Annotated in this window: 10 protein-coding genes; 3 read left to right on the forward strand and 7 right to left on the reverse strand. The window is 62.0% G+C overall.

All coding sequences use genetic code 11. From position 1 onward, the window contains the following. Window positions 1-123 precede the first annotated feature (123 nt). Entirely contained in the window at window positions 124-1,377 is a 1,254-nt protein-coding gene (locus VFF99_RS03615) for a ferritin-like protein (protein ID WP_325015083.1), read from the reverse strand. A 194-nt stretch (window positions 1,378-1,571) separates the two neighbouring features. On the opposite strand from VFF99_RS03615, the gene VFF99_RS03620 reads away from it, so the two are divergent. After that, entirely contained in the window at window positions 1,572-2,645 is a 1,074-nt protein-coding gene (locus VFF99_RS03620; RefSeq protein ID WP_325015085.1) for a dienelactone hydrolase, read from the forward strand. A gap of 112 nt (window positions 2,646-2,757) precedes the next feature. Here the strand turns inward: VFF99_RS03620 and VFF99_RS03625 are convergent, their stop codons facing one another. Further along, on the reverse strand, window positions 2,758-3,378 hold the full coding sequence (locus VFF99_RS03625; protein WP_325015087.1) for an NADPH-dependent F420 reductase: 621 nt from the start codon (window positions 3,376-3,378) through the stop codon (window positions 2,758-2,760). Between the two features lie 30 nt (window positions 3,379-3,408). Further along, window positions 3,409-4,161 carry a 3-oxoacyl-ACP reductase family protein gene (locus tag VFF99_RS03630; protein WP_325015088.1) on the reverse strand — a complete coding sequence of 251 codons (753 nt, stop codon included), beginning with the start codon at window positions 4,159-4,161 and terminating at the stop codon, window positions 3,409-3,411. A gap of 117 nt (window positions 4,162-4,278) precedes the next feature. Here VFF99_RS03630 and VFF99_RS03635 point away from each other — a divergent pair, with 117 nt between their 5' ends. After that, window positions 4,279-5,208, forward strand: a complete 930-nt coding sequence (locus VFF99_RS03635) for a LysR family transcriptional regulator (RefSeq protein ID WP_325015091.1) — start codon at window positions 4,279-4,281, stop codon at window positions 5,206-5,208. Window positions 5,209-5,283: 75 nt separating this feature from the next. Here VFF99_RS03635 and VFF99_RS03640 read toward each other — a convergent pair whose 3' ends face one another. From VFF99_RS03640 to VFF99_RS03655, 4 genes are read right to left on the reverse strand one after another with little or no spacing between them, the layout of a single operon-like run. Next, complete coding sequence (locus VFF99_RS03640) at window positions 5,284-5,565, reverse strand: cytochrome C oxidase subunit IV family protein (RefSeq protein WP_325015092.1); 282 nt, start codon at window positions 5,563-5,565, stop codon at window positions 5,284-5,286. Window positions 5,566-5,568: 3 nt separating this feature from the next. Continuing rightward, the gene (locus VFF99_RS03645; protein ID WP_325015105.1) at window positions 5,569-6,168 is read right to left on the reverse strand and encodes a cytochrome c oxidase subunit 3 family protein; all 600 of its coding nucleotides are present in this window, start codon (window positions 6,166-6,168) and stop codon (window positions 5,569-5,571) included. Further along, window positions 6,168-6,677, reverse strand: coding sequence for a DUF934 domain-containing protein (locus tag VFF99_RS03650; protein ID WP_325015094.1), 510 nt, complete (start codon window positions 6,675-6,677; stop codon window positions 6,168-6,170). The genes VFF99_RS03645 and VFF99_RS03650 overlap by 1 nt, the downstream gene beginning before the upstream one ends. 13 nt (window positions 6,678-6,690) lie before the next feature. Beyond that, a complete protein-coding gene (locus VFF99_RS03655; protein WP_325015096.1) occupies window positions 6,691-8,352 on the reverse strand; it encodes a nitrite/sulfite reductase in 1,662 nt (553 codons plus the stop codon). A 326-nt stretch (window positions 8,353-8,678) separates the two neighbouring features. On the opposite strand from VFF99_RS03655, the gene VFF99_RS03660 reads away from it, so the two are divergent. Beyond that, on the forward strand, window positions 8,679-10,607 hold the full coding sequence (locus tag VFF99_RS03660; protein ID WP_325015098.1) for a cytochrome c/FTR1 family iron permease: 1,929 nt from the start codon (window positions 8,679-8,681) through the stop codon (window positions 10,605-10,607). The last annotated feature ends 147 nt before the right edge of the window (window positions 10,608-10,754 follow it).

Raw genomic sequence — 10,754 nt, forward strand, 5'->3', positions numbered from 1 at the left:
GTTCCGATTCGGTATTGAACAATGAAGGTCTGGAACCCGGGGCCATGGAGCCAAGGAACAAGCTGATTTGCATTGCGCTGAGTATCAGCTTCGCCCTTTTCGGCGCTGGGCTTTACGCGGACGTTAGTGGCTTCCCACCCGGGAGTTCTGCAGGCGAACGGCAACGGCATCGAGCTGTTCCGCCAGACGAAGCGCTTCCAGGCCAGAAATCTGCACGGCTCGCAGCGCAGCCGCCACTTCCTTCGCACGTTCCGCAAGCATTGCCATGCTGGCATGCGGTTGCGGAAGCGTCAGGGTGGACCGGGGCAGGTGGAAATTCATGCCTGCAGTCCTCTTGTCTCCGGTACCCGCTTCCAGCGTCGTGAGGCAGATGCCGAGCGCCTTTACGACGGACATGACCGAGATGGCACTCTCGATTTCGGTTCGGCGAAAGGCTGCCGTTTCGTGCGCCATGCTGAAGCCGCTGGAAAGCAGGCGCAGCATCAGGCCATACGCCGCATTCGCAATGTCGAGCACGCCGCCGGCAGGACCGGCCGCGACGTGGTTGGCAGGGCGTGCGTCGATGGGCGGAAACATGACCGGGTCGGCGACCACGGGGCGGGAGGGATTGAATGCCGGGTCCTGCCGCAGTAACGCGTCGTACTCGTCCCGGATCGCGACGAAACGCACATAGTGCGAGTCCTCGCCGTCCTCTCGGCCGCCTTCGCCCTGTTCGATGATCATTGCGACCGCGGCAAGTGCGCTCTCAAGATCGGTTACCGGTATCAATCCATCGAACGGCAGCAGTTCCCGGCCCACCTGGGCGGAAGGGTTTCCGATGAACACGCGCTTTTCCCCCAAGCCTTCCGTCAGCCGGCGAAAACCGTCTTCGATGCCGCGGTACAGCTCACTCACTGTGTCATATTCCTCGGCGGTGGGGGTCAACTTTGGCCGCCCGTGCCGCCGCTGGTAGGCAAACGGCGGCTCGAACCCGTCTGCCGCCGGAAGGTCTTTGCCTTCCGGGCGCTCGAGGTACACGAAATGGTCTGCAGTGGCTCGCGTGAAAGGGACAAGGCGCGCAACAACGCTGGCGGGATGATAGCCGGGCGCCACAGGGAAATTCGGGCGGAAGAAATGCGGCGGCGAACCGATGCTCATCAGCAGGTTGCTGACCAAGGCAAGATGCAGCATTTCCTCCATTGCGACGGTTTGCATGCTGTCGCGCCAGCCATCGATCGCTGCCAACTGTTCGCGGTTCAGCTCCTCGTCACACGATTGCTTCAGGCTCCAGCACGCGTAGAGATAGGAGCACATCAGGCCGTGCTCGATCTCGGCCGCTTCGCTGAGCAGATAGATCAATTGCTCACGGTCGTTGACGAATAATTGCTTGGCGTTCATATCGGTTTTCCATTTGCTCGCTCCGCTAAGCGCTGACGATCGAACGTCAAGCAGCTTTCGCGCCAGGATGTCGCTCCATGCCGGAAAGACGGAAGCCAGTTCAGGCCGTTCTAGACGGTGCCCCATGTATCTGGTATTGCAACATCCCGCTCCCGTTGGCACTATCCGGGATTTGGTGTCCAGGCACAGCTCCGATGAACAACAAAGCGCGGTTTACCACGGCAGGCCTTTTCGGCGTCTTATTTTCCTTTGTGGTCGCAAGCGCCCGCGGAGAAGCGCCGAGCATGGGATTCACACAATTGCCTCAGGCTGATGGCGGATCAGTAACGGTCTTCTATCCCTCGTCTGATCCGCACAGCGTTGTTTCCCAAGGACCTTTTCGTCTCTCGCTCGCATCCAGGGGCAATCCGGTGAAGGGTAATTCCCGCTTGGTTGTCATATCGCACGGATCCGGCGGGTCGCCGTGGGTGCACACCGACTTGGCGCGCACGCTTGTGCAGCGCGGCTTCACTGTAGCAGTGCCGCAACACCATGGCGACAATTACCTCGATTCTTCCGAGCCGGGACCCATTAGCTGGAGCAAGAGACCTCAGGAGATCTCAATGGCCATCGATGCCGTCTCAGGCTATCAGCCACTTGCCGCCCATCTCTCACTTGACGCCGTCGGCGTGTTCGGCGGCTCTGCAGGCGGGCACACGGCACTATCCCTGGCGGGAGGGATATGGTCCAACCAGCGCTTCAGAGAGCATTGCGACAAAAACATTGCGCAGGATTTCTCCTCGTGCGTCGGCTTTATCACCTCGCTCGACGGGGGCTGGCTGGACGGACTGAAGATGTGGTTTGCCAGGCAGGTTATCGCTGCTCGCTTCAGCAACGACAGCATCTATCAGTACGAGGACGCACGCATAAGGGCTGCTATAGCCATGGTTCCTTACGCCGCCGACTTCCTTCCGGAATCTCTGTCCAATCCTAAGATCCCGCTTGGTCTGGTGATTGCAGATAAGGACGTCAACCAGGTACCGAAATTTCATGTCGAAGCAATACTGAACGCGTGCGCTCCACGGTGTGAGTTGTTAATGCGAATACCTGACGCCGGACACGGAGCGATGCTTTCACCAATGCCGCCCCTCGAGCCGGGAAGCATCGGTAGCGCGTTGTTGAGCGATCCACCCTCATTTAATCGAACGCAGGTCATTCCGGAGCTTAATTTGCGAGTTACTGACTTCTTCATCCGGCATTTATCGGAACACGATCGTATGCGCCAATAAGGCGCGGACGAGCCTCAAGCGCTGTTGCAATGGCTTCCACACTGTCGGCGTGCGCCGTGGATGAAGAGGATAGTCCTGGACATGATGGTTCCTTTCGCGGATGAAGTGTGCTTCAGCCAAAACGTACGAGGTTGAGTGCCGGCAGCGGGCCCCCGGGAAACTGGGTGAGTCCGGCACCGACCGCGAGCGTGCCAAGATCAATCCCGAAGAAGCCGAGGCGCTCGATGAGTGCGCCTACCGTCGCCCGTGCCGCGCGGTCGTCACCGGAGTAAAACAGCACCCGGCGTCCGCCCTCCGCTGCCGGGTCGCCCGACAGTAGCTGCGGTTGAAGGTGATTGAAGGCCTTTACCACTCGTGCACCCGGCAACAGCTCGGCGACGATTTCGGTGGACAGGCGGCCGTCGAGGGGAGCCGGCTTGAACAGCGGGGCTTCGATCGGATTATTCGCGTCGATGACGATACGCCCGTCGAAATCGGGCAAGCCGGAGAGTGCGGCAGGCAACTTTGACCAGTTGACCGCCACCAGGACGATGTCCTGTGCCGCGGCCTGTTCGCGGGTGCCTGCCTTGATCGGCGGGCCGAGTTCGCGCGCCAGTTGTTGCAGTGTTTCCGGGCCCCGGCTGTTGCTGATGATCGCCTCAATGCCCCGTGCGGCAAGTGCCTTCGCGAATGCCGCGCCGATGGCGCCTGCGCCAATGATGCCGATGGTGTTGAGGGTGCGGATGGTGTTCATGCTGCTTCTCCTTGTCATGCGGGAATGGGTTCAGGCGGTGAAGCCGCCGTCGGCAACGATGTCGGCGCCAGTGACGAACGCCGCTTCCGGGCCGGCGAGGAACGCGGCGACAGCAGCGATTTCCTGCGGCTGGCCATAGCGCCCGATTGCCATTCCAGGGCCGACGATCTTGCTGACCGGGCCGCCGTCCGGATTCATGTCGGTATCCGTCGGACCTGGATGAATCGTATTGACAGTGATGCCGCGGGGACCAAGGTCGCGCACCAGGCTGCGGTTGAAACCAGTGACCGCGCCCTTGGTGAGCGTGTACAACGAGGCGCCAGGGAAGGCGGCGTAGCGGGTCATCGAAGAACCGATGTGGATGATCCGGCCGCCCTTGCCCATCCGGCGTACTGCTTCCTGGGTGGCCACGAAGACACCCGTCACGTTCACCGCGATCATCCGCTGGTAATCCTCGAAAGAGATGTCGTCTATCGGTCCGCCGAGCGCGAGCCCGGCGTTATTGACCAGGATGTCGATGGCGCCAAACGCTTCGATGGCGGCTGCTACGGCTGCCCGCACAGCTTGCGGATCGCCGGCGTCGGCCTGGACGGCAATCGCCTGGCCGCCGCCAGCTTCGATCTCGCGCACGACTTGTGCAGCTTTGTCCGGCGAGGCGCTGTAGGTCAGGGCGACCGCAGCACCGTCGGCAGCGAGACGTTTTGCAATAGCGGCGCCGATGGAGCGCGATCCGCCGGTGACGAGGGCCATCTTGCCTTGCAGGGGGAATTTGTTGGAAGTCATGTGGGGTTACTCCATTCGAAATGTGGTTGTCGGTGGAGTCACTATCGCCCTTTTATTCCATCTTGATTAGTGCCGAATGCGTTGAATGATTTTCAAGCGTTGGTATAAGATGTGAAGATGGAAACGCTTACGAACCTGGAATGCTTCGCGCGAGCCGCGGAAGCCGGCAGCTTTTCCGCCGCCGCCCGTCGGCTGGGGCTGACGCCGGCAGCGGTCAGCCGCAATGTCGCGATGCTGGAGAAGAATATTGGCGTGCGTCTGTTTCAGCGCTCGACCCGGCGGCTTACCCTGACCGAGGCGGGCGAGCAGTTCCTGCAGGGCATAGGTGCGAACCTCGACGCGCTGCAGGCAGCAATCGCCGCGGTGGCAACGGAGCGCGGGCAGCCGGCCGGCGTCCTCAAGGTCAGCATGGCGCCCACCTTCGGCGTAACCCATGTCATGCCGCTGCTGCCGGCCTTCATCGCGCGCTATCCAAAAGTAAGGCCGGACTGGCATTTCGAGAACCGTCAGGTGGATCTGATTGCGGAAGGCTACGACGCGGCCATCGGGGGCGGATTCGAATTGCGCCCAGGCGTAGTCTCGCGTCCACTCGCGCCAGCCCACATCGTCGCGGTCGCCGCACCGTCATACCTCGCGGGTCGCATACCCCCGGCCGACCCTGGCGGGCTTGCGCGCTTTGAAGGCATCGTCATGCGATCACCGCAAAACGGGCGGGTAAGGGAATGGACGATGCGCAATGCCGTCGGTGACGAGATGGCTGCAGGTTTGCAACCATCGTTGACGCTGAACGATCCGGCCGCGATGCGGGAAGCAGCGCGGCTCGGACTCGGCATCGCATTGCTGGCTGTGCCCGACGTGCTGCCCTGGCTGGAAAGGGGCGAATTGAAGCGGCTGCTGCCGGGGTGGTACGCAGACGCCGGTGTGATCTCTCTCTACTACGCCAGCCGTACGCTCATGCCGGCCAAGACACGGGTCTTCATCGACTTCCTGTGTGAAGCCTTCGACAGGGAGCAACTGGCCCGCCGCTTTGCGGGCAGCCTTGGGTAGATCACCAAGCCTGGACTCCGCGACCCTTGGAATAGGGGAAGCTCGGTAGGCTGGAATGCAATCCCAGCAATCATCCTAGCACCGGTATAAGCACAGTCCATCAGTAATCAGTAGTGCGACCGGAGCAAATGCGATAAAGAGACGCAGCAGCCACACGATGAATGGATGGGCGTCCTTCGATTCGAGGAAGTATCGGGCAACCACCGTGCCTTTTATCCATATCAGCGCCGCAACCAGCAGCGGCATCCACTGCGCGTGGCCATGCGAATGCCCGGCAACGAGGCTGAGGCCTGTGAGCGCGAGAAGGCCGGCCCATGCGTGCACGACAGAATGGTTTTTTGCGGCGGACGTCATCATGTTTCAGGCCAGTACGTAAAACAAGGGGAAAATGGCGAGCCAGATGATGTCGGTCGCGTGCCAGTAACTTGCAAGCGCTTCAAGGCCGTCATGCTCTTGCGCTGTGTATGCGTTCATCGACATCCTTGCAAGGACCCAGCCCATGCCCAGGATTCCCCAGCACGCATGCACCATGTGGTTGAACGTGAGGTAGTAGTAGACCGTGTAGAAAATGCCGGTCTTGCCGTCGATGCCGTGCGCGAGGTTCCAGTCGATTTCGAGCATTTTGACGACGGGATAGCCCAGTGCGGTCACGATCGCCGCCACCATCCAGCGCTTTGCGTGGCCCAGGTTTGCCTTCTTCATCGCGCCGACGGAACAGGCAATGAAGCAGCTGCTGGTGACCATGAGCACGGTGTTGATCGCGCCGGCAGTCGTCCAGATCTGCTCCGGGCCCTTCCTGAATGCTTCCGGGTAGTGGTAGCGCGCGAGAAAGTACACGATGAACATCAGCGCGAACTCGACGAACTCGCATGTAATGCCGACCCAGATCCCCTTGTTTCCAGGGATGCGTCCCGCGGTGCTCGCGCTGCCCGGCGGGGCGCATGCGGCTTCGGTCATCATCACGATCGATCTCCGCGGCGCCGGAATAGCGGGACCGGGTCGTCCACTGCACCCTGGTACCGGACGCTGTAATGCCCGAAGCTCTTGATCGCATCGTGGATGTCCTTGTCCGCGCGCACCGCGAACGCATCGAAGCCGCATCGGCGCATGTAGTTGAGCTGGTCGCGCAGCACGTCGCCGATGGCGCGAAGCTCGCCTCGCCAGCCGTATCTCGACCGCAGCAGCGTGGCGACGCTGTATCCCCTGCCGTCGCGGAACACGGGAAAGTCGACCGCGATCAGTTCCAGGCCGAGGAGGCGCGGCACCAGGGGCTCGAAATCATCGTCCGGCGAGATCCATACCGCGCGAACTTTCGCCGCCTCGTCGCCTTCCAGGGTTTGAAAGTGACTGAAGGGCAGGATGGCGCGCTCGATGCGCGTCACTTCGACGGCGTCTATCGTGCGGATGACGAACCGTTCGTCGGCGACGACCTGCGGGATACCGCCTTCCAGCTTGATGATGTACGACATGGACGCTCTCGGGCTAGGGGGTTTCGCAGTACACATTGCTCTTGAAAGGCTCGATGCCGACGCGCGCCACCGTATCGATGAAGGGCTCGCCCTCGATCCTGAGCCGGGCAAAGGTATCGACAACGCGCTCGATCACGCCCGGCATTTCTTCCGCGCGGAATGAGGGGCCGATCACCTTGCCCAGCGCCGAGTGATTGCCTTGCGCGCCGCCTATCGTGACCTGGTACCACTCCTCGCCGTCCTTGTCGACGCCCAGCACGCCGATATTGCCCATGTGGTGATGGCCGCAGGCGTTGATGCATCCGGAAATGTTGAGCGAGAGGTCGCCGAGGTCGTACAGGAAATCGAGGTCATCGAAGCGTTGCGCAATGGCTGCCGCCACCGGCAAGGACCTTGCATTGGCAAGCGAGCAGTAGTCGCCGCCGGGGCAGGAAATCATGTCGGTCAGCAGGCCGAGGTTGGCGGTGGCCAGGCCGGATTCGGCCGCTTGCTGCCAGAGATCATGCAGGTCCCGCTTGCGGATGTCGGGAAGGATGACGTTCTGCTCGTGCGCGATGCGGACCTCGCCGAATCCGTAGCGCTCCGACCACGCGGCGATCTTCTCCATCTGCGCGGCGGTGACATCGCCGGGCGGCACGGCGGCGCCCGGCTTGGTCGACAGCGTGACGGCGGCGTAGCCCGGCACCTTGTGCGCGCGTACGTTGCGCTTCACCCATCGAGCAAAGCGCTTGTCCTGCGCCATCTGCCTTTCGAGTTCCTGGTCATCGCCGTCCAGCGGCTGATAGCCGTCCTGTGTGAAGAAGCGGGCAACGCGCTCGTACTCCTGCACGGTCAGCGTTGCGGGGCCATCCTTGAGATGGGCCCATTCTTCATCGACTTCGGCGGCGAAGGCGTCTGCCCCGAGCGCCTTGACCAGGATCTTGATGCGGGCCTTGTACTTGTTGTCCCGGCGGCCATAGCGGTTATAGACGCGCAGGATGGCTTCCACATACGAGAGCAGATGCTGCCAGGGCAGATTGTCCCGGATCTGCGAGCTCAGGATGGGAGTGCGTCCCAGGCCGCCGCCGGCAAACACGCGCAGGACCTTCTCGCCCGCGTCGTTCTTGTACACGTAGATGCCGACGTCGTGCATGCGCACCGCCGCCCGGTCCTCGACGGAAGATGAAATCGCGATCTTGAATTTGCGGGGCAGGAAGGCAAACTCGGGATTCAGGGTCGACCACTGGCGCAGTATCTCCGCCAGCGGACGTGGATCGAGAAGCTCGTCTTTGGCCACGCCGGCGAATTGCTCGGTCGTGATATTCCGCACGCAATTGCCCGAGGTCTGGATCGCGTGCATCTGCACGCTGGCGAGATCGGCAAGGATATCCGGCGCCTCTTCCAGCTTGATCCAGTTGAACTGGATGTTCTGGCGCGTGGTGAAGTGGCCGTAGCCGCGGTCATAAGTGTGCGCGATGTGCGCGAGCATCCTGAGCTGCGCGGCCGACAGGACGCCATAAGGAATCGCCACCCGCAACATATACGCATGCTTCTGCATGTACAGCCCGTTTTGCAGGCGCAGCGGCAAGAATTCTTCTTCGGAAAGCTCGCCCGAAAGACGGCGTGCCACCTGGTCCCGGAACTCGGCCACCCGCTCGGCGACCAGCCTCGCGTCGTATTCATCGTATTGGTACATCTGTCCATCGGGCTGCACGCCCGCCCACCTTGTCCTGGCCCTGATTCTCTGGCTTTACGGGCGAGGAAAACAGATTCAGATTGCAGGAAATTTTGCATATCAGATCGCGTCCATGCGATGCCTGGGCAAGGCCAGGTCCGAGGGGGGGTTATAATTTAAACGTTAATGAGTATAATTCTCATTCACGAAATAGAAGAAAAAGGGAGGACACTGTCCCCGCCGGCGCATTCCTGGTCACGATGCGCGCCCGGCGGGAACGGTGTGCCTGTCCGCTATTCACCCCTGCCGTCCGCGGACGGCGCCTGTTCTTGCAAACGGAACTCACCATGACTGCACTGCACCGTCTCATCGCCGGATTCCTCCTCTGCCTGATGCCCATACTGCCCGCCCTCGCCGCCGATGCGGCGTCCACCGAGGACAAGGCGACACAGATCTGGCAGCTCCTCGATTACATGGCGGTGGATTACGCCGGCGCGGTTGCCGGCGGCAAGGTGATCAACGCGGATGAATACAAGGAAATGCAGGAGTTTTCCCAGACCGCGGAGCGCCTGCTGGGTGAACTGCCGGACCGGCCGGCGAAAAGCGCATTGGTGCAGAAGGCCGGGCATCTGAAGGCGGCGGTCGAAAACAAGGCCGGGGAAAGCGAAGTGGCGGGCCTGGCGAGAGACCTCGCATCGTCGCTGCTTGGCGCCTATCCGGTTCCCGTGGCGCCCAGGAAGGTGCCCGACCTGCAGCGCGGTTCCGCGCTCTATCAGGCGCAGTGCGCATCCTGCCACGGGGCCGAGGGCCGGGGCGACGGGCCGCTGGCAGCAAAGCTCGACCCGGCGCCGATCGCCTTCACGGACCGCGAACGGGCACGCGAGCGCAGCCTGTTCTCCCTGCACCAGAGCATCACCCGCGGGGTGGAAGGCACGTCGATGCCGTCGTTCGCGGCGCTTTCCGATGACGAGCGCTGGGCACTCGCATTCTTCATTTCGTCGATGGCCTTCAAGAAGGGTGAACTGGAGGCCGGCAAGGCGCTGTGGTCGTCCGACAAGACCATGCACGCGCTGGTCCCCAACCTCGATGCGCTGACACAGCTGTCGGAATCGGGATTGGAAAAGACGGCGGCCGGGAAGAATGCCGGCGCGCTGCTTGGTTACCTGCGCGCCCATCCCGATGCCGTCGTTGCCGCCCCCGGCGGCAGTCTTGCGCTTGCGAAGAACCGGCTGCAAGAGAGCCTGGCCGCGCTGGAGAAAGGCGATATCCCCTCCTCCACCCGCCTGGCCTTGTCTTCATACCTCGATGGCTTTGAACCGGTGGAACCGGCGCTCGCCATCAAGGACAAGGCGCTCCTGGCCCGCATCGAACAGCTGATGGGCAACTATCGGGCCTCAGTCTCCAAAGGCGATGCCGCCGGCGCACGCGCCATCGAGGCGCAATTGCAGGACGCGCTCGATTCCGCCCAGCAAAAACTGGAGGCGACGAACGACGACAAGTTCGGCGTCTTCATCGCGGCGCTCACGATCCTGCTGCGCGAAGGGCTGGAAGCGCTGCTGGTGGTGGTTGCGATGATCGCTTTCCTGAAGAAGGCGGCGCGGCGCGAAGTCCTCCCCTACGTCCACGCGGGCTGGATCACGGCCCTCGCATCGGGCGGACTGACCTGGTATGCGGCCACCTACCTGATCGAAGTCAGCGGCGCCAGCCGCGAACTGACCGAAGGCTTCTCCGCGATCTTTGCCGCGGTCGTGCTGCTTGCCGTCGGCATCTGGATGCACCAGAAGAGCCTTGCCGGGCGCTGGCAGGCGTACATCCGGGACAAGCTCTCGTCGGCATTGGGCAAGCGCTCCGCCTTCATGCTGTTCATCCTTTCGTTCGTCACGGTCTACCGTGAAGTCTTCGAGACGGTCCTGTTCTATGCCGCCCTGTGGAGCGAAGGAGCGGGATCTTATCTTCTCGCCGGGCTCGGGCTGGGCATCGTGATCCTCGCCGTCATCGCATTCGTCATGCTGCGCACCTCGGCGCGGCTGCCCATCGGCCAGTTCTTTGCGATCAGCTCCGCGCTCGTTGCCGTGCTGGCCGTGGTGTTGATGGGCAAGGGCGTGGCGGCACTGCAGGAGGCCGGCATGCTGGACGTCACGCCGCTGGACCTGCCTAGCGTCGACCTGCTCGGCATCTACCCGTCGATGCAGACCGTGCTCGCCCAGATCGTGGTGTTGCTGGTGGTGGCCGGCAGTATGTTCCTGAATGCTTACGGAAACCGGAAGATCAGGTAAAGCCCATTACCGTCGCCATGCAGAATGAGAATCGCTAACAAAATGCATGGCGCGGCTTGACCGTGCTCCTGTCGCATGCCACCCTTCGGGCTTGCATGAATTCAACAGGAGCCGCCATGAAAGGCGATACGGCAATCATTGACATCC

This window comes from Noviherbaspirillum sp. (assembly GCF_035654295.1).
Lineage (GTDB): Bacteria > Pseudomonadota > Gammaproteobacteria > Burkholderiales > Burkholderiaceae_D > Noviherbaspirillum.